This is a genomic window from Nostoc sp. 'Peltigera membranacea cyanobiont' 213, from assembly GCF_002245975.1.
Classification (GTDB): domain Bacteria; phylum Cyanobacteriota; class Cyanobacteriia; order Cyanobacteriales; family Nostocaceae; genus Nostoc.
Genome location: NZ_NOLI01000067.1, coordinates 14,852 through 40,954, shown reverse-complemented (window position 1 = coordinate 40,954; position 26,103 = coordinate 14,852). Strand labels below are relative to the sequence as shown.

Sequence of the window (26,103 nt, the reverse complement as noted above, 5' to 3'; positions counted from 1 at the left end):
AACTAGGGACTGGGAATTGGGACTAGAGACTAAAAAAGTTTTCTTAATACCCAATGCTCCATACCAGATACCCTAAACCCATATCCAAGCCCCAAGTTCCAATCCCCAAGTTCCAATCCCCAATCCCCAATCCCTTGGCTATTTTATGGTATTTCCCGATTTCTCTGAATTTTCCCAGCTAGCTCTACAAGGCAACTTCGTACCCGTATATCAAGAATGGGTAGCCGACTTAGATACGCCCGTATCTGCTTGGTATAAAGTCTGTGCAGGTCAGCCCTATAGCTTTTTGTTGGAATCCATAGAAGGTGGGGAAAAACTAGGACGCTATAGTTTAGTGGGTTGCGATCCGCTTTGGGTTTTGGAAGCAAGGGGCGATCGCACAACCCAATTAAACCGCGATGGTTCGCAGGTCGTTTTTGCAGGCGACCCTTTTACAACTTTAGCCGAATGTTTAGCACCTTATCACCCAGTCAAGTTACCACAGCTACCGCCGGGAATTGGCGGATTGTTTGGGTTTTGGGGTTATGAATTGATTAACTGGATTGAGCCGCGCGTGCCAATCTATCCACAAGACGAACGAAATATCCCTGATGGGTTGTGGATGCAGGTAGACCACCTATTGATTTTTGACCAGATAAAGCGGAAAATTTGGGCGATCGCTTATGCTGATTTACGCGACCCCAATGTAGATTTACACGCAGCCTATCAACAAGCAGGCGATCGCGTCACCCAAATGCTCGAAAAGCTATCTCTCCCCCTATCCCCAGAAAAAACTCGATTGGAATGGAACCCGCCAGGAAGCAGAGGGGCAGAGGAGCAGGGGAGCAGAGGGGCAGAGGAGTATAAAAGTAATTTTACCCGCCCTGATTTTTGTGCCAGCGTCCAAAAGGCCAAAGACCATATTAAAGCTGGCGACATCTTTCAAGTAGTAATTTCTCAGCGATTATCAACAGCATACACAGGCGATCCCTTTGCCCTTTACCGCTCCCTACGTCAGATAAATCCTTCGCCTTACATGGCTTACTTTAACTTCCAAGATTGGCAAATCATCGGTTCCAGTCCTGAAGTGATGGTAAAAGCCGAAACCGATCCAGATGGTGGAGTTATAGCAACAGTACGCCCCATTGCTGGGACACGTCCACGGGGTAAAACTACCCAGGAAGATGCAGCCTTCGCTCAAGATTTACTCGAAGATCCCAAGGAAGTTGCCGAACATGTAATGCTTGTAGATTTAGGACGGAATGATTTGGGGCGTGTTTGTCAAAATGGTAGCGTCAAAGTTGATGAATTGATGGTAGTTGAGCGCTACTCTCATGTGATGCACATTGTTAGCAATGTTGTGGGTAAATTAGCACTTGATAAAACAGCATGGGATTTATTGAAAGCTTCCTTCCCAGCAGGTACGGTAAGCGGCGCACCTAAGATTAGAGCGATGGAAATTATCCACGAGTTAGAGTCTAGCCGTCGGGGTGTTTATTCCGGTGTGTATGGATATTACGATTTTGAAGGACAATTAAATACTGCGATCGCAATTCGCACAATGGTAGTACATGACAAGACGGTTAGCGTGCAAGCTGGTGCAGGTTTGGTAGCTGATTCTGAGCCAGAGAAAGAATACGAAGAGACGCTGAATAAAGCTAGAGGTTTATTAGAAGCAATTCGCTGTTTGCGTTGAACTGGGGAATAGTAGTGGCGAAAGTATTGCCTACCTTTCAAACATCCTCTAATATCGTTATTCAATGCCTTTACAGTTACTATCCCTTACAATTAATTGCCAACTGGTTTTTATTGCTTAATTGTAAAACCGGGCTTGATACAAGTACAGTAACAGTTCGATTTGCTGTATGAGAATCTAGACCAGACTTTAAAAGTTGATTTATCAATATCCTTCTATTTTGAATTACGTATGTTTTACTTTGAACTGCCAGATGTTTAGAAACAATTTCTGCTACTTCTAAACCCATGTATCCACAGTACCTTGACAAATTAGGAAGCTTTATAAATCCAATCAACATCGAATTTTTTCCAAAGCTAAACAGAGTTTTTTAGACGTATTAAACAGTGAAAATAAGTCCTGGTATCCAAATCCAAGACCTCCATTAAATTTACCATATACTAGAAATGAACTCACTTGCTCATCCTAATTGGCTGAAGTAAACCGCCCACAGAATTCCAGTTACTCCAATAGCGATTAAGAGGTTGGTAAAAAACCTGCCTAATTCGATTTCTTGTCCCAGTCCCTTATCATCTTGACCGGCACTGAAAAACAATGACCACGCTTGATTTGCATTGATGGTCTCAAAGTTGTTGAAATCAGGTCTAAAAACCACTGCTCCAATCAAATCTTTTCTGGGGTAATCAAAATCAGTTTTCATTAGTTTGCCTCTAAATTGTTTTATTTGTCAACTGGAGAAAATTTGTAGTCTTCTCTAAAAGCTAGTTTGTCCCGTGAAAACTTCCAAGGCAATGAGTTAAGACAAAACCAATCATTGCCAAAACATAAAGCTTGAGTTCAATTGCAAATCTGTTGAACTGACCGCGTTAGTCAATAGTGAAGTTTTTATTTGTTATCTGTAAATGAATATAACGTATTGTAAATATTCTTTGCAAGTACTTGACACTAACCAATAGTAGTGAGAACCGTACCGTTCTGGTCGGGTATTTTGCATTTGTGCGAGAAGATAAGCGACGGCGCAAGAAGTTCAGTGAAGGATTGTTTGTGGAAATTTGATACATCGAAAGATATGCGAATGCTCTTGAAAGTCAATGCATACAAAGACATCAATTATCTTGAATAGAGCTTAATTAAAACTTATAACTCTTATAAACAAAAATTATCGAAGGAAAAGTAAAGAAGTCTTGCTTATTTGTAACGAGTTTGTTATGTTTCTTTACATAAAGATACAAAAACCAGATAAATGCGTTAAACCACTGTTAACCAAGGTTTTCTAAATAACTATGTAGTTGGGTCTTCAATGTGCTTTGCCGAGTATCCAAACTCAACCCCCCATAGCTTTGGTAAAGCATATCTAAAACGCCCTATACCCAGACTGTTTAGTGCCTTTATTAACAGCTAAACGCATTTCCCTACGTCTTTGCACATTTGACTTCACATTCTATAGAACCGTAATTTTTTTGGGAATATCTGCTATGTCTTTTACCATCAAGTCGGCTCAAAGTATTTTTCCCGGCACGTTAGTTGCTGATGTTGTTCCAGCAGTTGTCGAATCATTCTCTCAACTCAATGCTGAAGATCAACTAGCATTACTCTGGTTTGCTTATACCGAGATGGGTAGAAGTATTACGGTTGCCGCTCCCGGAGCAGCTAACATGATCCTCGCACAAGGCTTACTCGAACAAATTAAGCAGATGCCTTTCGAGGCTCAAACACGAGTTATGTATGATTTAGCTAACCGTGCTGACTCTCCCCTCTGTCGTTCCTATGCATCCTTCACCGTGAACATCAAGTTGGGCTTTTGGTATCAATTAGGAGAATGGATGGCTCAGGGAATTGTCGCTCCTATTCCAGAAGGCTACAAACTTTCTGCCAAGGCTGCTGATGTATTAGAAGCAATCAGGAATGCTGATTCCGGTCAACAAATTACAATTCTTCGCAATACTGTAGTGAGCATGGGATTTGACCCGAATGCTCCCGGTAGTTACAAAAAAGTCTCAGAGCCTGTGTCTCCACCCACTGCACCAGCATTTCGGACTAAAGTCACCATTGAGGGGATCGCCAACCCCACAGTGCTTGGCTATATCAACAACATGAATGCCAACGACTTTGATGCTGCTGTTGCTCTGTTTACTTCTGAAGGTGCTTTGCAACCTCCCTTTGAAAGACCAATTATTGGTCAAGATGCAATCCGCGCTTATATGCGTGAAGAATGCCAGGGATTAAAGATGATACCAGAGCGTGGTATATCTGAGCCAGTGGAAGATAACTATACTCAAGTTAAAGTCACAGGTAAAGTTCAAACCCCTTGGTTCGGTGCGAGTGTGGGAATGAATATTGCATGGCGGTTTTTGCTCGATCCCCAAGGCAAAATCTTCTTCGTAGCGATTGACTTGCTTGCTTCTCCTAAAGAACTTCTCAACTTAGTACGTAAGTAGAAGCTGGATTAGTTTTTGCTTGAGCGTGGATAAGTGAAGGAGCGATCGCCATTTTCCACGCTCAAGCTCACTTATGCTATTATTGATGGCGTTAAAGTTAAGAGAGAAAAGGGTAACTACAGTATAAAACCTATCAAGTTTGACTCTAATAGCTTTAGTTAACTTTTCACTATATCTATATATTTAATATTTATAAATTTTCTCGCTCGCCTACTGACGTTAAAAAAAGTGGCTCTGAAACTCAGAGCCACTTTGAAATCTGTATTTAGAAAACTGACTAACCTTTCACAATATTTTGATACAGATGTGCAAAAGCTTACTTCTTAGCTTCAGCAATAGGTACCCATTCAGTATGGAAACTTCCGGGCTTGTCAAGACGTAGGTAGGTATGTGCGCCGAAGTAGTCGCGTTGTGCTTGAGTTAGATTTTGAGGTAAGCGATCGCGGCGATAGCTGTCAAAATAATCCAAGGATGCGCTAAATGCGGGGACTGGAATTCCCAGTGTTGCAGCTGTCGCAATCACTTCCCGCCAAGCAGTCTGTCTATCGAGAATTGTCTGCTTAAATTCGGGAGCTAACAGCAAGTTAGGCAAAGCTGGATTTTCGCTAAAAGCCTTTTTAATCTTATTCAAAAAGCGAGCGCGAATAATACAACCGCCCTTCCAAATCCGCGCCATTTCGCCCAGATCCAAATTCCAGTTATATGTTTTGGAAGCTGTGGATAGCAACGCCATCCCTTGAGCATAAGAACAGATTTTTGAGCAATAGAGAGCATCGCGTACTTTGTTGATAAAGTCCTTAGTTTGCCCGTCATACTTGCCACTGGGGCCTGTGAGGACTTTCGATGCTGCAACCCGCTCGTCTTTAATCGAAGAAATAATCCGGGCATTAACTGCGGCTGTAATTGTGGGAATAGCAACTCCCAATTCCAATGCAGTTTGCACAGTCCAGCGTCCAGTTCCCTTTTGACCTGCTGCATCAACAATCAAATCCACCAGGGGTTTATTTGTTTCTGGGTCAATATATGGGAAGATATTCTTCGTAATCTCAATCAAAAATGAATCGAGTTCATCGGTGGTGTTCCATTCAGCAAACACATCATGTAGCTGACTAGGGTTTAATCCAGCGACATTTTTCAGCAAGTCGTAGGCTTCAGCAATTAGCTGCATATCGCCATACTCAATACCGTTGTGTACCATTTTGACATAATGGCCAGAACCACCGGGGCCAATATAGGTTACACAAGGGCCATCATCGACTTGGGCAGCAATTTTGTTGAAAATTGGTGATAGAAACTCGTAAGAGCTTGTTGTACCTCCGGGCATTAGTGAAGGGCCGTTGAGCGCCCCTTCTTCACCGCCACTGACACCCATACCAAGATACCGAAGCCCAGCCGGTTCTAATTCCTGAGTGCGTCGTTCTGTATCTTCAAACCAAGAGTTGCCACCGTCGATAATGATATCGCCTTCGTCTAACAAAGGTTTTAGTTGAGCAATCACCGCATCCACTGGCTTACCAGCTTGCACCATTACTAGAATTTTGCGGGGACGTTCCAATAAGGCGACGAATTCTTCCAGAGTAAAAGCGGCTTTGACGTTCCTTCCTGGCGCACGCTGCGCCATAAACGCATCCGTTTTTTCGCGGGAGCGGTTGTAAACTGCAATTGGGAAGCCATTGCGCTCAACGTTGAGAGCGATGTTCTCACCCATAACGGCTAATCCAATCACACCAAAGCTTTGTAGTGTCATAAAAAATTTCTGGCTAACTCTTGCAGATCCTTTACCTATAAGGGTAGTCCGATATTTTCCGTTCTCCCCTAAAGAAGACCTTAAGACTTGAATAAAGGGCAAAAATCCACAACTAACATGGATAATTAATTTTAAATTGTATCTAAATCAACAATTGACTGGCAAAATTTGCAAAATTGTTAGTTGAGGGACTAGGGACTGGGGATTGGCGACTGGGGACTAGGAAAGAATTTAATTTACTAAATTAGTTTTTCTTCCTAATACCCAATACCCAATACCCAATACCCAGTCCCCAATACCCAATACCCAGTCCCCAATACCCAGTCCCCAATCCCTAGTCAAAGGAGTAACCAAATAATGCTGGCATATATCCTAGCTTTAGTAGTAGGTCTTGGTAGTTTAGCCATCTATATAGCAGCTTTCTTTTTTCCAGAAATCCACCGTAAGAATGACTTTATCTGGAGTGGTGTGGGACTATTCTATGCTTTAGTCTTATGGGTGTTTGCACCACGCATTACTGGAGGTTTGTTGCTGGGTCATGTGGCTAGTGTGGCTCTTTTGGTTTGGTTTGGTTGGCAAACTCTATCATTACGTCGCCAACTGACCCCCCAGGCACAACAAACCCAAGTACCTAGTGCTGAGACGGTGAAAACTGGCATTCAAGAACAGGTGAATAAGTTTTCCCTTCAGGAAAAGCTGGGCCAGTTGCAAAAAGGTCTTGATAGTACCTTTAGTGGCGCGAAAGACAAGGTGCAACAGACTGGGAATAAAAAGCCACCCACAACCCCCAAACCTGAAGACATTACTTCTGTTCTGGTAGAACAACCTGCTGTTGAGATTATCGACAAAACTATTGTCATACCAGAACAACCAGCACCGCAGACAATTACTACCGACACCGAAGCAAAAACCGAGAGTATACCGGAAGCGATTCCACCACATCCCCCATCTCCTGAACTGGTGGAAGCAGCGCAACCAGATTTTGAAATTGAGGATAAGCAACCGATTATCGTAGAAGAAATTGCGCCGGATGCGGTACTCGCTCCCCCGGCGGAAACACCACCGGAAGCAATACCGCCAAATCAAGCTAGTTAAATGGAGTGAAACCTAACGTTAACCTAATATGATGTTGGGTTTCACTATTTCCATCAAGCTATTTTAGGGCTAATTTCAAACACTAATTCAGAACGATAGAAGCACATATCAAACGCTAAAAAGAAATTCATGTGTCCTAAAATCAATGGGGCGTTTCTATCTCTTGTCCAAGCAAAAGCTAACTCTACTGTCGGAAATTGCTCAACATTTGCCATCAACACTAATGCTCTCGCCTCAAACCTAGCCAAATTACCACCCAATGGAACAGAGAGTCTTTGACGTTCCCAAACTGCTCCCAGCCTATGAGTTCGGTAAGAAGCATAAGTTAAGGCTTTAATGAATTTAGATAAATTTTAGAGCATAGTTTGGGGAATGCTCTTAGCTAACTAGGAATAACAATTATGAACATCCAACTTGAAGCTGAATACGAGCAATTTATACAAACCCGAATTGCTACAGGTAGATATGAAAATGCTGAAGATGTGATTGTTAAAGCATTGAAACTGCTGGAAGAATGGGAGAAGGGTTATCAGGAATGGGAAGAAGAAACCCAGAAAAAAATAGCTGTTGGGCTTGCTTCTATTGAAAGTGGAGACGTAATAGATGGTGAAGTGGTGATGGCGCGACTGTCAGAAAAATTACGCAAAGCGCGTGAGACTCAAGGATAATGGAATATTTTATTGCCAAAGAAGCAAGCCAAGATTTAGATGAAATTTTAGATTATTTTCTAGTTAGCAATATCAACGCAGGGGAAAGATTTATTCAAGGATTTAATAAGAAGTGCCAAAACATAGCTCAATTCCCGAATATAGGACGAAGCTACGCCAATTTTGATCCAAGCCTTAGAGGAATACCCTTAGATGGCTACATTATTTTTTATCGAGTTTTTGAAGATAGTGTTGTGATTGTACGAGTAGTTAGCGGTTATCGGGATTTAAAATCTATATTTGCAGATGTGGACTATGAGTAGATTTTTGAGTTCTCTAATTTAGACCTTGAACGGTTTTCATAATATTTAAAATCCTAGAAAGACAGTGCTTTAGGGGAAAGGCTGGAACTATTTCTATCTCAAAGGATTGCAGCAATCCATTACCCTAGTTCTCAGTATTCCCAAACTGATGTACTGTCTAACTAATTACCAATTACCAGCGAAACGTAGCCTAGTAAAGCAATCCCAGTCTTGACGAGATTACTTTGCTTCTCTTTGAGAGGCTACGTCAACGCTTGTAATGACAAAAACACTTACCTTTGCGTAAGTCCTCAAAGTGAATTTTATTAACTTCGTCGAACTTAAATTAAACAGACAAAGTTATTCAACTCTGGCGCGGAGTGCAGGAGATGGAAAGAGACTTCCAAATCCAACTTGTCGCTCTTTTAAGGATTCTAGAGAATCGTTCCAAAGACTTTCATAATAAAAGAAAGTTACACCTAAACCGCGTTCTTGAGCAGCCCGCACCTGAGACTTAATTTGCTGCATGGGAACTGGATTATTTCGTAACCCAGTCATAATCCCAATTCCAGTTGGAATTATTTTTTGTGCCTCTTGGATTTCTGGGCGAGAAATATTAGCCACAAAACTTTGCATATCGGGACGATAAACTTGCACAATTAACTCGTCCACAATATTTTGCCGCATCCAAGTCAGCCAATCTTGCAGGTGAAACTTGTAAGCAAAATCATGATAATTAGGAGAAACAGAGAAAATTGCTTGTGGTTTTCTTTGCTTCACAGCTTGGTTAAGTTGTACCATGAACGCCGTAATTTTATCTGCCCGCCACTTTACCCATGCCGCATCTTGGGCATCCCTTGGAGGAGCATTCTTAGTTTCTTTAGTGTACAAAGCAACTGTATATTGATCGTAGCCAAATTCGTAAGGCAAACTCATGTGATCGTCAAACTGAATACCATCAGCATCATATTGGGTAATAGTTTCCAGCACGAGGTTGGTGATGAACTGTTGTACTCGCGGAAGGAACGGATTGAGCCACATCACCTCACCAGCTGCACTATTTGAAGTTTGGCTACCATCCCGCTTTTGTGTGAACCAATCAGGATAATTTAGTGCTAGTTCTGACGTTGGGGGGGCCATGAAACCAAACTCAAACCAGGGAATTACTAACAGTCCTTTGCGATGGGCTTGGTTAATTAGGTCTGCAAGAATATCATGTCCATCTGAACCTTTGTAGATAAAAGGTTGAATACCCGCACGTTGTGCGATCGCACTCGGATACATTACATAACCAGAATTCCACACCACAGGATAGATTGTGTTAAAGTTCAGCCGTCGTAATTGACTCACCGCATCCTGCACTTTCTCCCGATCCTTGAGGGTGTCAAAATCATTGGTAGTCATCCAAACCCCGCGAATTTCTTGACGGGGTAGCTGTGCGATCGCGCCAAAACCCCAACCTTCTGCGATCGCAGGGGCGAAACTGTCTACCAGCAATACCGTAATAAAGGATATTAAAATGAGAATCGGAAAAAGAGACTTGAATAGTCGCCGCCAACTTTGAGCAATAAAAGGTGATTTCATAAATTTGAATGATGCATTAGCTACTCACACACGCCATTGTTCGCTTTTACGATTTAATCTACTAAGCATATAGTCTACAAGTATTTATGCTTAGTACAAAACTGATGAGTTGGTAGTTGTTCGTTCCCTGCTTATGGAACTTTTGCACCAAAAAAACTAAAGCAGACGTACAAAGTTATAAGATGCTTGACGCAGCAAGTAGTCATTTGTGCCCAATAGATATTGGTATGGAGAATGGGGCATTGGTCATTGGTTATATTCCATCTCTCTTTTGGACTTCCAAAAAATAAAATCACTGATGCATAATTTTCCACTAATAACTTGATGTAAACCTTGAAAAAGATAAGTTAAACTAATGACTAAAATAAAATAACTTGAGAGGTTTCATCTCCCATTTTATTGTTCATTTTAAATTAATTATGAAAGACAATTTTCTGCTGTAAATCTTATAGGATTATTTAAACTATCTTTAATATATTCAAGGATACTTTTAGCAACATATTCTGCAAGCTTTACTGGTACAGCGTTCCCTATCATTTGTTCAAGGTCTGTTTTTGTACCTTCAAAAATAAAAGTTTCAGGGAAAGTCTGCAAGTAGCTTCTTTCAATTGTAGTCAATGGGCGCAAGTTTTCTATAATGCTTACTGGATCTTTAGGATGTTTCTTATAGGTTTTAGGAATAGGACGATTAACTCCTCTTACTGTTGGGCTAGGTTCATCAATACTAAAAATTCCTCTTCTTTGGTAACTTCTTGGATGTCTGTAGTAATATTGAATTTCTAATTTATTTCCCAGATAATCCCTAATGGTCATTGGTTTATCTGCTAACTTTTTTTTCAGGTAAGGTTCTAGACTTTTGTCTTTTCCCTGTAACTCTCCAAAACAAAAAAATCTTTTTCGCTTTTGAGGGACACCGCACAAACTCGCATCCAAAATTATTTCACTTAAACCATATCCAGCGTCTTTCAATATTTGTTTAACCTCTGTATATTTATTGCTTTTACGAAATAAGTCTACGTTCTCTATCAAAAACCACTGAGGAAGAACACTTTTAACTATCTCAGAAAATACAATACTTAAATCTCCTCTTCCTAAATTTTCATTGCGTTTCCCGGCACTAGAAAAGTCTTGGCAAGGTGGCCCACCAATAATAATTTCAGGACACATTTCTTTAAAAATTTGATAGTTACTCCTTAAATTACTAAGATCGTAATCAAAAATTTCATGGCTAAAGTTTTTTTGATAAACATCTATAGCTGGTTTCCAATTATCAAATCCTGCTAAAATATTAAATCCAGCATTTTGAAATCCTAAAGATAACCCTCCACAACCAGCAAAAAGGTCTAAAACTTTAAATGAAGAGTTTTTTATCTCATTCCTAGATTTTTCTTTCATATTTTTATATATTTTTTAATTATTCAATTCATCAATAATTATTATTTTAGTGTATGTACTTAAGACAATGTATTTAATAATGCCTTGAAAATTACTAACCTATTCCACACCCCAACTGTGTCACAATAGAAAACTGTAATAAGAAAAATATTGTTAAGGTAATTTAGTGAGTCCAACTGCTCAATCCACGGCAAGTACGCGTCGCATAGTATTTCCTTTTACGGCAATTGTGGGCCAGGAAGAAATGAAACTGGCGCTCCTATTGAACGTGATTGACCCCAAAATTGGTGGTGTAATGATCATGGGCGATCGCGGTACCGGTAAATCCACAACTATCCGGGCGCTGGCGGATCTGCTGCCAGAAATTTCTGTGGTTGCCAATGACCCTTTCAGTAGCGATCCTAGCGACCCTGATTTGATGAGCGATGAAGTCCGCCAACTTTTAGAACAAGGGGCAGAAATTCCTGTAACTCACAAAAAAGTCCAAATGGTAGACCTACCTCTAGGAGCTACAGAAGACCGAGTTTGTGGCACAATCGACATCGAGAAAGCTTTATCTGAAGGTGTCAAAGCTTTTGAACCAGGACTGCTGGCAAAGGCTAACCGGGGCATTCTCTATGTGGATGAAGTCAACTTATTAGATGACCACCTTGTAGATGTACTGCTCGACTCCGCCGCCAGTGGATGGAACACTGTAGAACGGGAAGGTATTTCTATCCGTCACCCGGCGCGTTTTGTTCTTGTGGGTTCTGGAAACCCTGAAGAAGGCGAACTACGCCCCCAACTGCTCGATCGCTTTGGGATGCACGCAGAAATTCACACAGTCAAAGAACCAGCCTTGCGGGTGCAAATCGTGGAACAACGGGCGGATTTTGACCAAAATCCTCCAGTGTTTCTTGAAAACTACAAACCCCAGCAAGAAGCATTGCAAGAACAAATTGTCAATGCTCAACAGCTTTTACCAGAAGTAAAACTTGACTACGAGCTACGGGTAAAAATTTCTGAAGTCTGTTCTGAACTGGATGTAGATGGTTTGCGGGGTGACATTGTTAGTAACCGTGCCGCTAAAGCCTTAACAGCTTATGAAGGACGCACTGAAGTTACAGTTGATGATATCTGCCGCGTGATTACCCTATGTTTGCGTCATAGGCTGCGGAAAGACCCCTTAGAATCGATTGATTCTGGCTATAAAGTCGCCAAAGTTTTTAGCCGCGTCTTTGGTGTAGAACTACCAGAAAGTGATACTGCACAGAAAAACGGCACAGGTCAAAAGTTAGGGGCTAGGAGTTAAAAGTTAGGAGTTAGGAGTTAGGAGTTTTGAATCAAACGCGGCTTCCTAACTCACAACTTTAATTTCTCACTCATAACTCAGCACTAATAACTCAGCACTCAGCACTGCAATATGAGATTTTGGTCTTTTTGGTTCAACAGCTTTGTTTTATCCAGCCAATATAACCCACCCAGGTTTGTAGAATTATTGATGCTCTTATTAGCGATCGCTATGCTGGCAATAGCGAGTATTTTACCTGATAGACCCTATTTAATTTTAGGCTTGAGCCTAGTAGTAGGTGCATCTATTTCTATCTTAGTGCGGGAAGCGATCGCGCCTTCACACCAGACGCGAATTACCCAACTAACAGCATCACTATTACTTATCATCAGCCTCTATGGTTTTGCTGACTTAATGTACAGTCTTTAACGGTCTAACTAAAGATAAATCCGGTGTCAGCCTCTGCAAAACTTGCTTTAACACCATTACCGTCCAATATACATCCGCTTGCGTCGAATTCCGCCCAAGGCAGCTTTTTCGGAATAGCCCAATGGTAAAAGCCTCGTTTAAGGCTTCAGCGACAATCGAATAGAGCGCCGATTCAGATAAAACCTAGATATTTTGATACGCGATACGCAAGCAAAATCCCTGCAATACCACCAATAACGCTAAAGAAAATCGAGCTAAACGATAGCAAACTTCCACCCCACAATACTGGGATATAGCTGCCAATCGTAGAACCCATAAACATTCCAATCCCAATGATAAATTTATTCATTCAAGAAAAGCTTCAAAAGTAATCAAAATAAGTCATGTTTAAACTCCTTTATGACTCAAAATATTACCTTTTGGGAAAAGATTTATTTAACAATACCGAAGGTAGGACAACCTTAAATATCCTATTTTGGGATAATCCGAAAACAGGTTTATTGTGTTCGACGTAAACATAGTGCTAAAGCCAAGGCACAATGAAATTCGTTTTCAGCCAGAACTATGAAATATTCCGTCGCTGTATGATTGCGGCTCGTAAGGAAGCAAAACTAACTCAACAGACGCTTGCTAATTCCTTGAAAAAGCCACAATCTTTTGTAGCCAAATATGAAAACGGTGAACGGCGGTTAGATGTAATTGAGTTTCTGTTAGTTACTCGCGTCATTGGTGTAGATCCTTGCGATATTCTCAGAAAAGTTGAACAAGGAATATCTGAAGCATCTTGTGAGGAAGAGATATGAATACACAGGATGTAATAAGGCTGGCATCTCAGTATCTAGATAATTTATCGGGTCATATTTTTGATGTTTTAGATATATCTAAGCCTGTAACTGTAGATGCAGCGCTAAACTTGGCCAAAGTTATCTCAAAGCTTTCACCCTTACTCGGAAATTTAATCGAATTTAACACAGTTGAGTTTTTGAATAAACAAAATTAATTTTCTGAGTTTGGAAAGTGGCAGAGGCAAGATCCGGGCTTTCCAGATACTATTTTTGTAGGGACAGTTCAACCAACACCAGGATTAGAAATTAAAGCATGGTTTCCATTAGCAACAGAAATAACAGCACGCTTTAAAGACAGTCAAAATCATTTTAAGTACGATCAGACCTATGTTGCTATGCTGGCATGGTTGCCTGATAAAATTATCTATGGCAAGCCTCGTATTCTTGATGTATGTGTTGTTTCTGGTTTGTCGGTAGCTTTAGCTAGAGATACTCATTATCATAATCCGCCAGATTATACAGCACTTCCGGCTATTATGCAATACAGTTTTTCTCCTTGCCCTCTCCTATCAAAGCTTTCAGATTTGAGGATGTACCTCATAGCTGCCGTAAGTGCTGTATTGTTTTGGAGCCAGAAGATACAATTCAAAGAACAGCAAATTTACAGCAGACAAACACTAGCGGTTATAAATTTCAAGGATCTGTTGAAGAGTTATTAGAAGCTCAAAAAATAGTTTATTCATGGGGTGTTGAAGGAAAAATCTATAAACCAACTAGAGAATATCAGCACCTTCTGCGTGAACTATTGATCCGGTATAAATACAGATTGGATACTAATTTCGCAAAGATGGACAGAATCGAGCATCCAGGTATTGCAAAATTTAAGCAACGTGTCTATAACATTGAAGTTTCTGGTATTACAGTTGGTCAATGGAATAGACTTCTATCAAGTCGTAGAGAAGACAGTATCAAGAAATATTTACAAGATTATCTAGAAATTAGAGAAGAGAGTATTGATGAACTTCTTGATTAAATCTCTGCACTCCATAATAAAAATAATCTGGATCAATTTCGCAAGAGTAAGCTTTTCGTCTCAGTTTACTTGCTGCTAGAGATGCACTGAATAGTCCTCCGAAAGGTTCCCAGATAACATCGTTTTCATCACTTGACGCTTCAACAATAACGCTCATCAAGTCGAGGGGCTTCTGATTCAGGTGTAATGCTTTTTCAGAAGGAATCTTAACTCTCTCATCACCCCGTAGAGCTTGCCGATCCCAAACATTTGTAAAACCATGAGGACATCTGAATTTAGAGCGCATCTTACTCCATTCTTGCCCTGTTAAAGATTGGTTTCCATCCAAAGAAAAATAAGGTCTTCCTTCTGGATTACCATACTCATTTGCATAGTTAACTAACCTCTCAAACATCTCTGGAGGAGGGAAATACCATAAGTGTCCTTGATCGAAATACTTCCTAGTTGCAGCATTAGCTACACCACAAGCATCGTTTGCCCGTCGTAGTCGTAATCCAGAACGTTTCCACTCTTCAAGCAACCATACTTTCAACGTCAGTTCATTGACTTTAACTTCTCTTACATATTGAACACACACTTCTGTAACTACAGGGAATCTACGAATTTTTTCTGTATTAACATTCCCTGCTATATGACCTTATCCTTTGTTCCAAATATTACAATTAACATAACGCCAACCGTATTTTTCTAAAAGTGGATGCACAACAGCCCAGCCAATTTCTGAATTCCAAAACCAGAGTGTTGTGCATGGTATGGCTGCTTTTGACCATGCAGCAATATGAGGTTCATACCAATTAGGTAAATCAATATGATCTGAAGTGTCTCCTTCAAAACCAAGAACACCGTAAGCTCCATCTGAAACGATGACTGTAGGCTGCTCCCAATTGTTGTAATGTTCGAGACTATCACCCAGATATAAAGCAACGCTTTCATCATTCCACGCAGAAAAATTTAAGTTGGTGTTGAGGTTGACTACTTTTCCCCGACCAACTGTGCTGGTAGCCTTGCGTTTTAAAGTCTTGAGGGAACTCGGTTCTGGGTTAGATAGACTCATTTATTGGTTTACGTGGCTCTGAAACTTGAGTACCTCTGATTTTATCCTGTTTTGGGATATTTCTATGGTGATAAACACTAGAATGGGAGCATCCCACTTTTTTGAGTGGAGCAAAAGTACTAATTGTCAAACCATCCATTCTACGGGGATTAAGTTTTTATTCTCTAGACGAAAAATAAAAATAGGTATCGCATTTTAGAAGTTCTCTCTGGTGTCGAGGAATGGCTGATCTCTGGTAGTCATGAAGTCATTAGAAAAATTGTCTAGACTATCAATTAGGGATTCCCAAGGGTTGTCTTTGGCAATCAGGATAATGGCGTTACCAATTTTTTTGATGTAAACTTCAGTCCCAGTAAGTTGAAATTCTTCGGGCAAAATAACGATTTGGTGAGTGCCATCAGTGGTGAGTTTAGCAGTGTTCATGGTGGTGTTTAAGGATTATTAATACAGAAACTAAAACATGGGTTATGTTGCTGATATTGAATATCTACAGGAATCAAAACGGCACACGCGAACTTGCTTATTCTTTTGATTAACTGTCAGCATCATCCCTTGTGTTCGACATTGAGGACATTCGGAACCAGTTATTTTTCTCTCTTCAGGTAGTTTGATTGAATGATTACAGGAATGACAATTACGGTAACGCTTGCTAACTTTCATTCCTATCGTGCCGCATTTTGGGCAAATATCGCCTTGAGTATAAGTGTTGCTGTGTTGTGTTCCACTTCCACAGTGAATACAGATGTAATAGTTCTTTTCTGGTGACTGGTATCTGCTCTCTCTACTATCAATTATTTCACTGCATCCCCAACATTCATTCAAATAAATATTATGGTCATGATCTTCTCCATGTTTGCAAGAAAAAACTGTAACCCTGAATCTAGTACTAAATTGAGAATATTCTATATTGTGCGGCATTATATCTTCACATACAGAACACTTGAGCCTTGAGCGAATTTCGTTAATGCGATTAATCCACCCTGATAGTTTTGGTAAGTAATCCTCCGGTTTTCTCAAATCAGGCATAGATGGCACAATATCTACTGCTTTAAAAAGTTCTAGTAAAGACCAGTTTTTCCAATCTTGTGAACATTCAGCAGATAAACGCGCTCCATACAAACCAAAATTGGAATTTGAGCTTCTGTTTGGTTCAAATAAGTTACAGTTATTTCTTGCACGCGGGCAATAAGCGCTAATTACTATTTTAGCCTCACCTGTTGTTTGAATTTCTTCTCTCTCCCATAGTTTTCCTTCACAGTATTTAACTTTCACCTCTGTAGGTTTGCAGTAAGGCAATAACGGATCAAGATTTATAGGTTCAGTAGAATTTTTAGCATATTGAATTACATAATTTATTAATAATTCGTGTACTTCCTGGAAAACTTCATTGCTTCGATTTGGATGTTCTTTAGCCCATAGTATTTTCAGGACACATCTTATCAAATTATCATTCTCTGGGTTAGTGTTATGAATACGTTTAAACTCAGTAATAAATAGAGAGATATTTGTATTCTCTTTTGCTAGGCGATAAACACATAGTATTTTTGCTTCTCTTGACAAATAATGCCAAATAAATAAGGAGCCATCTGCTATAAAACTCCACACTAATCGTATTTGATCTTCTGGAAGCAAAAAATGGAATGATTGAAGGATTGGTTCTTTGTATTTTACCCCATCTGGAAGTCGGTCAATTAATATTATGCGTTCTTCATTGGAAGCTGCATTAATCACATTTCCAATTTTTTGGATGATATCTTGATTTTCTAATTGATATTCTTCTTTAAGCTTTGATAACAGGATCAAAAATTTGTCTTCTGGCGGTAAAAACTCTAATATTTCATCCCATATTTTAACGCTATCTGGCAGTTTAGAAATCAAAAATTGAAGGTTATCACTTGAAGTTGCAGCAAGAATTTTTGCAATCTGGGATATAATGTTAGCGTTTTCACTAACATTATTGTTCAGCCTTGCCCTCAGAATAGTAATTTGTTCAACAGCAGGTAGGAATTTTAAAATTGCGTCGTGACATTTAATCGAATGCTTATCTCGAAATATAGAAATTAGCGTTGGAATTTCTTCAGGTACAGATTCTTCAAGTACCTCTGCAATTTCCAAAATTTTATCTTGATGATTTAAATCTTGTTGATTGGTAATTTGACTTACAAGAATGCCAACACGTTTATCTCTTGGCGTTATAGGCCAAATCTCTTGTTTAAGAAGAATATAATTAGGTATAAATATCCACAACTCGCTTGCTTTGGAATGTACTAAAGTATCTCGTAATTCATTTAAGAGGGTGACTTGACCAAGATCATTTTCTAAATCACTTATAAGTTCAACTAAGCATTTGGTATGGAGTTGTATCCTGAGTTGCTTACGATCTTCTGGATGATCTAAATATAATTTATAAAATTTGGTTATGATTTTATCACATAAAGTCAAGTTTACATTTTGGAACTTGGTAATAATATTAAATATTTCTTGTTTTAAATTGTCATTTATTACTATGCTTAAGTTATTATTTAAAAGTTGTAATAATAATTTAAATTGTTTTTCGTCAGGTAATACTTGTTTAAGAGTTTGAGTTTCAAAGTAAAGTACAATAGCCTCTGGTGCTTCGCCTAAAAAACGCTTCTTTTCCCAAGACGAATATCTTTTGAACTTTTCTTCTGCTAAAGATATTGCCTCTTCAATCGAGTTATTATTTAGATATCTCCAAAATCCCAAAGCACAAAATCTAGGATCATTGTGATTTAAGCAACGTTGAATAATATCTGAATCGGTTTCTTTCTTAAAATCTAGTAAATGTACATTTTTTGCCCTATAACCGTCACCATATTTTCGCAGTTCAAACTTTATGAGTGTCCCTTCTTTTAAATCAGATTCTAAAAAATGGATTTGGCTTTTATGGAGTAAGGTATTATCTTGATATTGGCATTCGATAAACCAATAATTATTTTTACTTGTTCTCCCTATATTTGTACCAAAGGTTTTTATCCTACCGACCTCTTTAAATAAATTCAAGTTTGTAGCAAATTGTTTATTAGTCTGCAAATTTATAACTAATTCAAAAGTGACTAATGTTCCTTCAATCAAACTACTTTCTAAACAATTCACTTCTTCTCGATAGACTTTTATATCATCTGTTCTTCCTTCACGTCCAATATATCCAAAATCATTTTCCCTACCTCTTTGACGATCATAGCCACCAAACCACTTTATAAAACCAATTTCTCTCATCGCGCACCCGTGTTTAGCTAGTTTATACGGCTAGTATTCCCACAGGTATGCGATTTGTCACATTTAATTTAACGCTTAACTAAAGATAAATCTGGTGTCAGCCTCTGTAAAACTTGCTTCAACACCATCACTGTCCAATCTATATCCGCTTGCGTCGTATCACGCCCCAATGTCATGCGAATTCCGCCCAAAGCGGCTTTTTCGGAATAACCCATCGCTAACAATATCGGACTAGGGCTAAGTTTACCACTGTGACAGGCAGCACCAGCACTGATGCCAATGCCAGCAAGGTTTAGCTGTCGTACCAAGGTTTTACCGCTCAATTTTTTACCATCGGCGTTTTCTAGGCACATACTGATATGGTGAGGTAAGCGGTGATGCGGATGCCCTGTAGCAATTAAACCCGGAATCTCAGCTAATTGGGCAAAGGCGCGATCGCGTAACTCAATTAAGCGTGGTGTTTCTGTCGCTAATTCTTGCGCTGCTAATTCTGCTGCTACACCAAATCCAGCAATTACGGGTACTGCTTGCGTACCAGAACGCAGCCCCATTTCTTGTCCACCACCACCCAGTAAGGGCATCAAATCCACGCCAGGACGCACATACAACGCCCCCGCACCTTGGGGCCCATATATTTTATGACTGGAAAGGCTAAGTAAGTCTACTGGGAGTTGTTGCACATCTATGGGTAAACGCCCCGCAGCTTGCACCGCATCTGTATGGAACAAAGCGCCGTGCGATCGCACAATTTTACCCAGTTCTGCGATCGGTTGCACTGTTCCAACTTCACTTTGACCGTAAATTATCGAAACCAAAACTGTGTTATGTCGCAACGCCGCCTTTAAATCTAGGGGATTGACTCTACCTTTCACATCTACAGACAAGCGCGTAACTTCCCAACCCCACATTTCTAGCAACCTTACTGTTTCAGAAATTGCAGAATGTTCGACGCTGGAAATAATTAGATGTTGAGGAACAGCATACAACCGAGCCACACCCATAATCGCCAAATTATCTGCTTCAGTGCCACCAGAGGTAAAAACGATCGATTCAGGGGTAACAGCGTTAATTAAACCAGCAACTTGGACTCTGGCTTGTTCCACAACCGTTGCCGCCCGTTGTCCCCACTCATGTAAGCTGGAAGGATTGCCCCACTGTTGAGTGAGGACTGTTTGCATAACTGCGATCGCTTCTTTTCGAGTCGGAGTAGTGGCGCTGTAATCTAGATAAATTTGCATATAACCGATAATGGTGAGAACACACGTTGGCAGTAAGCTGCTGATCTTGTCAGCATATACAGTTTGAGTGGATAAATCCTGAAAAAATCTCTGTAATTCTGCCTCTAGCAGTGGATTTTTCCCTTTGCTTGGAAAGTTATTTTTCTACTTAATTCAGAACATAAAATTTTGGGAATGATAAATCTATCCACTCCCAATCCACTTTTAACAGATTACAGTGCAACTTATCTCTAGACAAAGATATTTTTTATATATCTTTTTACTGATATTCTCCCTCGCTGGTTGTCAACGAGTTCAGTCTTATAATCAGCGTCCTACACCGTTACCACAAGATCCGTTAGTTCAAGTTTACTTTAACCATTCTGAGTCTTCAGAATACAAGGAACCTTACCGTTTGCAAACTCGCCTTGGGGATGATTTAGAAAAACAAATTGTTAATGCTATTACGCAGGCTAAATCTACAGTAGATGTGGCGGTGCAAGAATTACGTTTACCCAAAGTTGCCCAAGCACTGGTTGATAAACAAAAAGCTGGGGTAAAAGTCAGGATAATTTTAGAAAATACCTATAGCCGACCTTGGAGTAATTTAACATCTGCTGAGGTAAGTAAGTTAGATAAAAGGGAACAGGAACGCTATAAGGAATTTCGCCAATTTATCGATATCAACCAAGACAATCAACTCAGTCCAGCAGAAATTAATCAAAGAGATGCTTTGATAATTTTGCAGAATGCTAAAATTCCCTGGATAGACGATCGAGCAGATGGTTCAGCAGGTAGCAGCTTAATGCATCACAAATTTGTGATTGTGGATAATCGCATTGTAATTATCACTTCGGCCAATTTTACTTTAAGTGATACTTATGGTGATTTTACAAATCCCAATACTTTAGGCAATGCTAATAACTTATTGCAGATTGACAGCCCAGAATTAGCGTCTTTATTTACAGAAGAGTTTAACATTTTATGGGGAGATGGGCCAGGAGGTAAACCTGATAGTAGATTTGGTTTGGAAAAACCGATGCGATCGCCTAAACAAATCACTTTAGGTAACACCCAAATTACTGTACAATTTTCACCTACTTCTCCAACTCAATCTTGGAGTAACAGTAGTAATGGTTTAATTGGTAAAACTTTAAATTCAGCAACCAAATCTGTTGATATGGCGTTATTTGTCCTTTCCGATCAGCGTCTTGCCAATATTTTAGAAAATCGCCATCAACAAAGCGTGCAGATTCGCGCTTTAATTGAACCACAATTTGCCTATCGTCCCTACAGTGAAGCCTTAGATATGATGGGAGTTGCTCTCAGTAATAAATGTAAATATGAAATTGACAATCATCCTTGGCAAAATCCAATTACCACTGTAGGCGTACCTCTGTTACCCAAAGGCGATTTATTACATCACAAATTTGGTGTGATTGATAGCCAAACAGTAATTACAGGTTCTCATAATTGGTCAGATGCTGCAAATAATGGTAACGATGAGACACTTGTAGTAATTCAAAATCCTATAGTTGCTGCCCATTACGTGCGAGAATTTGCTCGTCTTTATGGCAAAGTTAAACCCGGCTTACCACCAGGAATTCAAGAAAAAATTAAATCAGAACAAACACGCTGTCCACAGATAAAAAGTTCTTCATCAAGTGAACTACAAGCAATTAAACAAATAAATATTAACACTGCAAGTTTGGCAGAATTAGAAACTCTCCCTGGCGTGGGTAATAAGTTAGCACAACGGATAATTCTTAGCCGCCAACAGCAAAAATTTACATCTTTACAAGACTTAGAAAGAGTTCCAGGGGTTAAAGCGAAGACCTTGGAAAAATGGCGCGATCGCTTAACCTGGTAACAGTCTTTATTTACTAACAAGATCCCCGACTTTTCAGAGAAGTAGGGGATCTGAGGCACAGAAATTAAATGCGATCGCTACCTAGACCAATCAAACTGCGTGAATGCCCATTCTGAGAAAATCGTTCTGCGATTATTTTTTGATAAACTGCCTCATAGCCATCAGTCATTTGCTTAACGCTGAAACTATTTTCGACATACTCGCGGCAACTATAGCGGTCTAACTCTACTACGCGATCGATCGCACTAATGCAGTCTTGAATATTATTGCAGAGGAAACCCGTCTTACCGTGGGAAATTATCTCCTCAGTAGATCCCAAGTTCATCGCAATCACTGGCGTACCCGAAGCCATTGACTCAACCATCACTAATCCAAAGGGTTCTCGCCAAGTGATGGGGAACAGGGTTGCTACTGCACCTCCCATGAGAGCATTTTTTTGAACATGGTTGGCTTCACCCAAATACTGAATTTGCTCGCCGTCAATGTGCGGTTTGATTTCCTTCTCAAAGTATTCCACATCAACGACATCTACCTTACCTGCCATTTTTAAACGCCAACCAGCAAGTTTTGCAATTTCTATTGCTAAATGCGCTCCCTTTTCGGGAGACATCCGACCCAAAAACGCTAAATAGGGGGGATCTTCTGGTTGGGCGTGAAAATTATAACTGCTGACATCAATTCCGTTATAGACCGTTGCTAGATAATTCAACCCTAACCTTGGTTCTCGTTGTGAATCAGAAATACTGACGTAGGGTTGTTTTTTCCCAAAACTAAACATCTTTTCATTGTCAGGGGTAAAAATACCGTGCAACGTGTGAACCGTAGGGGTTTTAACGAGATTTGCGTAAGCCAGTGCCCCATGCCCGATATGAGAGTGAATAATATCAAACTCTTGTGCGCGTTCGTACACCGAAGCTAGATTCAGCATTTCGTAAATGCCGTAATCTTTGATAGTGCGATCGAGTCTGAGGGCATGGGGATGAACTGACACTAGTTTTGCCAGACTGATAGAATCTCCCGATGCAAATAAAGTTACTTCATGTCCGCGTCGAACTAACTCATCAGTCAGTAACCCTACTACCAACTCTATGCCACCATAAGCTGGAGGTGGAACTCTTTCCCATAATGGAGCTAATTGAGCAATTCTCATCACAAACCTCCTAAAAAATAAAACTAGAATTAGAAGTTTTTTATTTCTGTTGTTGTAGTGCTATGTAATTGATTTACTGTGGTATCAGAAAGTAAGTTCACATACTAAACTTATTAAGAATTCTGCTCAAATTTTATTCTGTTTTTTCTATGTTCCTTGTCTATCCTAGTACGGAAATTACCCACTCCTAAAGAGGTAAATGCATCCTAATTTATTAAAACTTCATGCTTTAGTACTATTTTAAATAGAATATTTTTGACAGATATTATTTTCAAAAAACGCCTAAATAGTATCTATATGGTGATATTAGGCTAAAAAGCTCTGTTAACGCCTGTAATTTATCGAATTTTAAAATATTAATTAAAGGATGCAGTCTGTAGACTAATTCTGACGGCTTTCCGTACTATATAAAGATAACTCATTGCCCCAAAAAGATTAACTTCTGTTAAGGAGGTAGTTTTAAATCAAAAACGGCAAAATTTTATTATAAGCTCTGAGCAATGACAATTAACTCTATCCTTGGCCGCTTTAAAAGGTAATAAAGAGATTCCCAAAATTCAACTCCCCCGACTCATTCCACGAACTAGATTCCCTAGCAGTTCTGCAAAGGTATTGAAGAGAATAAGCCTTTCAAGGCGGGTAAAAATTTTGGTCAATAAATTACTTTGTTCTCTGTGTTTTCTGCGCCTCTGTGGTTCAATCAATCACTTTTAAATCGCTGAAGACACAGAGAATAGAGTCAGATAATTGACTTATTGCATGAAATATGATATTTTGAATTGCTATCAATAAAAATCATATTATATAAACGTGAATATCTCTCCATCTCTCAAAAAACCGCGTGTCTCATGGCAGGCGGTTTTCTCACTACTGATATTTGTGTTCATGTACCTGCCTATATTGGTACTTGGCTTTTATAGCTTCAATCAGTCGCCTTACAGTGCAACTTGGCAAGGATTCACTCTCGATTGGTATCGCAAGTTGTTCAGCGACGATCGCATTTTATCGGCTTTGCAAAACAGTATGATCGTTGCTGGGTGTGCTGTTGGGGTTTCAGCAGTGCTGGGAACCTTGATGGCGGTTGGGTTGGCGCGTCACCAATTTCCTGGGAAAAAATTGTATCGGGGTATTGCTTACCTACCATTGATTATTCCCGATATTGCGATCGCAGTGGCTACCCTAGTTTGTTTAGCCGCCTTTGCCATACCCCTGAGTTTGTGGACAATAGTTGCAGCGCATATCGTCTTTTGTCTGGCTTACGTCGGACTTGTGGTTGCTTCCCGACTTACCAATTTAGACCCCCACTTAGAAGAAGCAGCACTAGATTTAGGCGCTACACCAATCCAAGCTTTCATGCAAGTATTGTTACCTCAATTGATGCCTGGTATTTTGGCTGGTTGTCTTCTAGCATTTGTCCTCAGCTTAGACGACTTTTTGATTTCCAGCTTTACTGCTGGTAGCGGTTCTAACACCCTACCGATGGAGATTTTTAGCCGGATTAGAACAGGAGTCAAGCCTGATATTAACGCTTTGAGTGTGATGTTAATTTCAGTATCTGCGATCGTTGCTCTGATAGCTGAATTAATTCGCGCTTCTGGAGAGAATAAAAGTTTCAAATAAGATAAAACTTACGCAGAAAGCCTTGATCTTCTGTAGGAGAAATTAATTCATCAATTGCCCCGACATTGCTCTTGATAATACAGTCAAACTGTACATTTGGTGCAAAAGATGCCAGCATAGCAGGTATTTCAGCTAGAGATACAGTAAAAATTATTGCTCGCATAATTTTAGGAAGTGCCGCAACTTGTTCAATTAAAGCATTGGCATCAATTTCAAATACCCAGACTTGGTATAAAAAGATTTTGCAGAACATAGCAATGTGTGATAAAAACACATTGCAGTACACAACTAAAATCAAGCAGATAAGGAACACTGATTTAGAACTTATACTTACGATGTCAACGGAAACTTGACATCTTTTAGCCGTGACACTAACGGCGACGGCATATCTGATGGTGGCGAAACCTATACTTATGGACGTGCATCCGCCAGATATGACTTTAACAATGATGGTGTAATTGATGCAGTTGGCATCTACATCTACGATTTTAGCGGCAAGCTAGCATCACAAAAAATTGACAATAATTATGATGGCATCTTTGATGAAGTCACCGCTTACAGTTACGACGGTAACGACAAACTCACTGCACAGGTAACTGACAATAATTATGATGGCATCGCTGACGAGATTACGACTTACAACTACGATGCCAATGGCAAACTGACTGACGCAGATATTGACAACAACAGTGATGGCATTAGTGATGCAGTCGCCACTTATCTGTATGATACCAACGCTCAACCAAGCAGCAAAACCACCATAGAGGGAAATGTACCAAGCATTACTTTAAATGGGGGTAACGGTACAGATCGAGTTACTGGTGGGGCTGGTAACGATCGACTTTCCGGTCAAAACGGCAATGATAAACTGTTTGGATTAGCTGGAAATGATAAACTACTTGGTGGCAATGGTAATGACATCCTCAATGGTGGCGCTGGGCGTGATACCCTCATAGGCAATCGTGGCGCTGATAAGTTTGTGTTTAACAGCCTGAGTGATTCGCTGCTGTCTACCTTTGATAAAATTACTGACTTGAACATTTGTGAAGATAAAATTGATGGGCTGTATGAAGTTAGCGCTGCTAATCTAGTTCAACTTGGCACTGTTGCGAGTCTAAATCTCTCAGATGTACAACAGATATTGACTGTAACTGCTTTTGTAGCTAAAAGTGCGGCAACTTTTACCCTTGGTACAGGCAATCATCAGCAGACTTTTCTGGCACTCAACGATAACACTAATGGATTCTCTGCCCTCACGGATGCTGTCATCGAGATTAGTGGCTACAAAGGCAAGTTAGTTTCTTTAGCCATTGTCTAAGTTGAATTACCCAAAGTAGACCACAAAAAGACAAAAAGTAAAAAATCGGTTGAAGAAGTGAAACCCCAGGGCAAAAGCATCTTAATGATTATTGCTACTACAACAGTGAATATTTGATTTCCTGAAAGTTATGTCTGAACCAGGCCTTGGTAAATTCCACTCTTATCTAGGCTCGTCAATATTTAGATACGTTTGCCGTGACTCCTGTACGGTTCGCTTAAAGGGGAAAGAATC

The 26,103-nt window shown here is 39.9% G+C and carries 25 protein-coding genes; 13 read left to right on the top strand and 12 right to left on the bottom strand.

Annotation, left to right across the window (positions count from 1 at the left end; genetic code table 11):
• Positions 1-145 precede the first annotated feature (145 nt).
• The gene (gene trpE, locus CDG77_RS18745; protein ID WP_094330850.1) at positions 146-1,675 is read left to right on the top strand and encodes an anthranilate synthase component I; all 1,530 of its coding nucleotides are present in this window, start codon (positions 146-148) and stop codon (positions 1,673-1,675) included.
• A 460-nt stretch (positions 1,676-2,135) separates the two neighbouring features.
• Here trpE and CDG77_RS18735 read toward each other — a convergent pair whose 3' ends face one another.
• On the bottom strand, positions 2,136-2,375 hold the full coding sequence (locus CDG77_RS18735; RefSeq protein ID WP_094330848.1) for a hypothetical protein: 240 nt from the start codon (positions 2,373-2,375) through the stop codon (positions 2,136-2,138).
• A gap of 775 nt (positions 2,376-3,150) precedes the next feature.
• Here CDG77_RS18735 and CDG77_RS18730 point away from each other — a divergent pair.
• Complete coding sequence (locus CDG77_RS18730) at positions 3,151-4,113, top strand: orange carotenoid protein N-terminal domain-containing protein (protein ID WP_094330847.1); 963 nt, start codon at positions 3,151-3,153, stop codon at positions 4,111-4,113.
• Positions 4,114-4,429: 316 nt separating this feature from the next.
• On the opposite strand, the gene gndA is transcribed toward CDG77_RS18730, so the two are convergent.
• The gene (gene gndA, locus CDG77_RS18725; protein WP_094330846.1) at positions 4,430-5,860 is read right to left on the bottom strand and encodes an NADP-dependent phosphogluconate dehydrogenase; all 1,431 of its coding nucleotides are present in this window, start codon (positions 5,858-5,860) and stop codon (positions 4,430-4,432) included.
• A 357-nt stretch (positions 5,861-6,217) separates the two neighbouring features.
• Between gndA and CDG77_RS18720 the strand changes: the two genes are divergently transcribed.
• Positions 6,218-6,955: a Ycf66 family protein gene (locus CDG77_RS18720; protein ID WP_094330845.1), complete on the top strand. Its 738-nt coding sequence runs from the start codon at positions 6,218-6,220 to the stop codon at positions 6,953-6,955.
• 53 nt (positions 6,956-7,008) lie between these two features.
• Here CDG77_RS18720 and CDG77_RS18715 read toward each other — a convergent pair whose 3' ends face one another.
• On the bottom strand, positions 7,009-7,203 hold the full coding sequence (locus CDG77_RS18715; RefSeq protein ID WP_223269871.1) for a hypothetical protein: 195 nt from the start codon (positions 7,201-7,203) through the stop codon (positions 7,009-7,011).
• A gap of 153 nt (positions 7,204-7,356) precedes the next feature.
• On the opposite strand from CDG77_RS18715, the gene CDG77_RS18710 reads away from it, so the two are divergent.
• Both CDG77_RS18710 and CDG77_RS18705 read left to right on the top strand, forming a co-directional pair.
• A complete protein-coding gene (locus CDG77_RS18710; RefSeq protein ID WP_094330843.1) occupies positions 7,357-7,623 on the top strand; it encodes a type II toxin-antitoxin system ParD family antitoxin in 267 nt (88 codons plus the stop codon).
• Positions 7,623-7,925, top strand: a complete 303-nt coding sequence (locus tag CDG77_RS18705; protein ID WP_094330842.1) for a type II toxin-antitoxin system RelE/ParE family toxin — start codon at positions 7,623-7,625, stop codon at positions 7,923-7,925. Before CDG77_RS18710 ends, CDG77_RS18705 begins: the two co-directional genes overlap by 1 nt.
• Positions 7,926-8,264: 339 nt before the next feature.
• On the opposite strand, the gene CDG77_RS18700 is transcribed toward CDG77_RS18705, so the two are convergent.
• Both CDG77_RS18700 and CDG77_RS18695 read right to left on the bottom strand, forming a co-directional pair.
• A complete protein-coding gene (locus tag CDG77_RS18700) occupies positions 8,265-9,488 on the bottom strand; it encodes a glycoside hydrolase family 10 protein (RefSeq protein WP_094330841.1) in 1,224 nt (407 codons plus the stop codon).
• Positions 9,489-9,905: 417 nt separating this feature from the next.
• Positions 9,906-10,883, bottom strand: coding sequence for a DNA cytosine methyltransferase (locus tag CDG77_RS18695; protein ID WP_094330840.1), 978 nt, complete (start codon positions 10,881-10,883; stop codon positions 9,906-9,908).
• A 166-nt stretch (positions 10,884-11,049) separates the two neighbouring features.
• On the opposite strand from CDG77_RS18695, the gene bchI reads away from it, so the two are divergent.
• From bchI to CDG77_RS37700, 5 genes are all read left to right on the top strand, one after another.
• A complete protein-coding gene (gene bchI, locus CDG77_RS18690) occupies positions 11,050-12,174 on the top strand; it encodes a magnesium chelatase ATPase subunit I (RefSeq protein ID WP_094330839.1) in 1,125 nt (374 codons plus the stop codon).
• A 111-nt stretch (positions 12,175-12,285) separates the two neighbouring features.
• Positions 12,286-12,582, top strand: coding sequence for a hypothetical protein (locus tag CDG77_RS18685; RefSeq protein WP_094330838.1), 297 nt, complete (start codon positions 12,286-12,288; stop codon positions 12,580-12,582).
• 539 nt (positions 12,583-13,121) lie between these two features.
• Positions 13,122-13,385, top strand: coding sequence for a helix-turn-helix domain-containing protein (locus CDG77_RS18680; protein WP_094330837.1), 264 nt, complete (start codon positions 13,122-13,124; stop codon positions 13,383-13,385).
• Positions 13,382-13,582: a hypothetical protein gene (locus tag CDG77_RS37705; RefSeq protein ID WP_223269870.1), complete on the top strand. Its 201-nt coding sequence runs from the start codon at positions 13,382-13,384 to the stop codon at positions 13,580-13,582. Before CDG77_RS18680 ends, CDG77_RS37705 begins: the two co-directional genes overlap by 4 nt.
• Positions 13,583-13,992: 410 nt before the next feature.
• A complete protein-coding gene (locus tag CDG77_RS37700; protein WP_223269869.1) occupies positions 13,993-14,400 on the top strand; it encodes a hypothetical protein in 408 nt (135 codons plus the stop codon).
• Here the strand turns inward: CDG77_RS37700 and CDG77_RS37695 are convergent.
• The 5 genes from CDG77_RS37695 to CDG77_RS18655 form a co-directional block, all read right to left on the bottom strand.
• On the bottom strand, positions 14,366-14,977 hold the full coding sequence (locus CDG77_RS37695; protein WP_223269868.1) for a DNA methyltransferase: 612 nt from the start codon (positions 14,975-14,977) through the stop codon (positions 14,366-14,368). The genes CDG77_RS37700 and CDG77_RS37695 overlap by 35 nt on opposite strands.
• 60 nt (positions 14,978-15,037) lie before the next feature.
• Positions 15,038-15,454 (bottom strand): hypothetical protein, encoded by a 417-nt coding sequence (locus tag CDG77_RS37690; RefSeq protein ID WP_223269867.1) that lies wholly within the window; start codon positions 15,452-15,454, stop codon positions 15,038-15,040.
• 195 nt (positions 15,455-15,649) lie between these two features.
• The gene (locus CDG77_RS18665) at positions 15,650-15,877 is read right to left on the bottom strand and encodes an antitoxin (protein ID WP_094330836.1); all 228 of its coding nucleotides are present in this window, start codon (positions 15,875-15,877) and stop codon (positions 15,650-15,652) included.
• Between the two features lie 42 nt (positions 15,878-15,919).
• Positions 15,920-18,694 carry a hypothetical protein gene (locus CDG77_RS18660; protein ID WP_094330835.1) on the bottom strand — a complete coding sequence of 925 codons (2,775 nt, stop codon included), beginning with the start codon at positions 18,692-18,694 and terminating at the stop codon, positions 15,920-15,922.
• A gap of 68 nt (positions 18,695-18,762) precedes the next feature.
• Positions 18,763-19,932, bottom strand: a complete 1,170-nt coding sequence (locus tag CDG77_RS18655; protein ID WP_094330834.1) for a cysteine desulfurase family protein — start codon at positions 19,930-19,932, stop codon at positions 18,763-18,765.
• 217 nt (positions 19,933-20,149) lie between these two features.
• On the opposite strand from CDG77_RS18655, the gene CDG77_RS18650 reads away from it, so the two are divergent.
• Positions 20,150-21,781 (top strand): DUF655 domain-containing protein, encoded by a 1,632-nt coding sequence (locus tag CDG77_RS18650; RefSeq protein WP_094330833.1) that lies wholly within the window; start codon positions 20,150-20,152, stop codon positions 21,779-21,781.
• 64 nt (positions 21,782-21,845) lie between these two features.
• On the opposite strand, the gene CDG77_RS18645 is transcribed toward CDG77_RS18650, so the two are convergent.
• A complete protein-coding gene (locus CDG77_RS18645) occupies positions 21,846-22,931 on the bottom strand; it encodes a glycosyltransferase family 4 protein (protein ID WP_094330832.1) in 1,086 nt (361 codons plus the stop codon).
• A gap of 810 nt (positions 22,932-23,741) precedes the next feature.
• On the opposite strand from CDG77_RS18645, the gene CDG77_RS18640 reads away from it, so the two are divergent.
• A complete protein-coding gene (locus CDG77_RS18640; RefSeq protein ID WP_094330831.1) occupies positions 23,742-24,551 on the top strand; it encodes an ABC transporter permease in 810 nt (269 codons plus the stop codon).
• On the opposite strand, the gene CDG77_RS18635 is transcribed toward CDG77_RS18640, so the two are convergent.
• Positions 24,544-24,804 carry a hypothetical protein gene (locus CDG77_RS18635; protein ID WP_094330830.1) on the bottom strand — a complete coding sequence of 87 codons (261 nt, stop codon included), beginning with the start codon at positions 24,802-24,804 and terminating at the stop codon, positions 24,544-24,546. The two genes, CDG77_RS18640 and CDG77_RS18635, sit on opposite strands and share 8 nt — an antisense overlap.
• A gap of 96 nt (positions 24,805-24,900) precedes the next feature.
• On the opposite strand from CDG77_RS18635, the gene CDG77_RS18630 reads away from it, so the two are divergent.
• Positions 24,901-25,869 carry a bluetail domain-containing putative surface protein gene (locus CDG77_RS18630; RefSeq protein WP_094330829.1) on the top strand — a complete coding sequence of 323 codons (969 nt, stop codon included), beginning with the start codon at positions 24,901-24,903 and terminating at the stop codon, positions 25,867-25,869.
• Positions 25,870-26,103 lie beyond the last annotated feature (234 nt).

Coding starts and splice junctions, on each gene's coding strand:
- CDG77_RS18635 (WP_094330830.1), bottom strand. CDS start 24,804: ATGTTCTGCAAAATCTTTTTATACCAAGTCTGGGTATTTGAAATTGAT.
- CDG77_RS18695 (WP_094330840.1), bottom strand. CDS start 10,883: ATGAAAGAAAAATCTAGGAATGAGATAAAAAACTCTTCATTTAAAGTT.
- CDG77_RS18700 (WP_094330841.1), bottom strand. CDS start 9,488: ATGAAATCACCTTTTATTGCTCAAAGTTGGCGGCGACTATTCAAGTCT.
- CDG77_RS18665 (WP_094330836.1), bottom strand. CDS start 15,877: ATGAACACTGCTAAACTCACCACTGATGGCACTCACCAAATCGTTATT.
- trpE (WP_094330850.1), top strand. CDS start 146: ATGGTATTTCCCGATTTCTCTGAATTTTCCCAGCTAGCTCTACAAGGC.
- CDG77_RS18710 (WP_094330843.1), top strand. CDS start 7,357: ATGAACATCCAACTTGAAGCTGAATACGAGCAATTTATACAAACCCGA.
- CDG77_RS18660 (WP_094330835.1), bottom strand. CDS start 18,694: ATGAGAGAAATTGGTTTTATAAAGTGGTTTGGTGGCTATGATCGTCAA.
- CDG77_RS18705 (WP_094330842.1), top strand. CDS start 7,623: ATGGAATATTTTATTGCCAAAGAAGCAAGCCAAGATTTAGATGAAATT.
- CDG77_RS37705 (WP_223269870.1), top strand. CDS start 13,382: ATGAATACACAGGATGTAATAAGGCTGGCATCTCAGTATCTAGATAAT.
- CDG77_RS18735 (WP_094330848.1), bottom strand. CDS start 2,375: ATGAAAACTGATTTTGATTACCCCAGAAAAGATTTGATTGGAGCAGTG.
- CDG77_RS18655 (WP_094330834.1), bottom strand. CDS start 19,932: ATGCAAATTTATCTAGATTACAGCGCCACTACTCCGACTCGAAAAGAA.
- CDG77_RS18645 (WP_094330832.1), bottom strand. CDS start 22,931: ATGAGAATTGCTCAATTAGCTCCATTATGGGAAAGAGTTCCACCTCCA.
- CDG77_RS18680 (WP_094330837.1), top strand. CDS start 13,122: ATGAAATTCGTTTTCAGCCAGAACTATGAAATATTCCGTCGCTGTATG.
- CDG77_RS18720 (WP_094330845.1), top strand. CDS start 6,218: ATGCTGGCATATATCCTAGCTTTAGTAGTAGGTCTTGGTAGTTTAGCC.
- CDG77_RS37690 (WP_223269867.1), bottom strand. CDS start 15,454: ATGAGTCTATCTAACCCAGAACCGAGTTCCCTCAAGACTTTAAAACGC.
- CDG77_RS18730 (WP_094330847.1), top strand. CDS start 3,151: ATGTCTTTTACCATCAAGTCGGCTCAAAGTATTTTTCCCGGCACGTTA.
- gndA (WP_094330846.1), bottom strand. CDS start 5,860: ATGACACTACAAAGCTTTGGTGTGATTGGATTAGCCGTTATGGGTGAG.
- CDG77_RS18685 (WP_094330838.1), top strand. CDS start 12,286: ATGAGATTTTGGTCTTTTTGGTTCAACAGCTTTGTTTTATCCAGCCAA.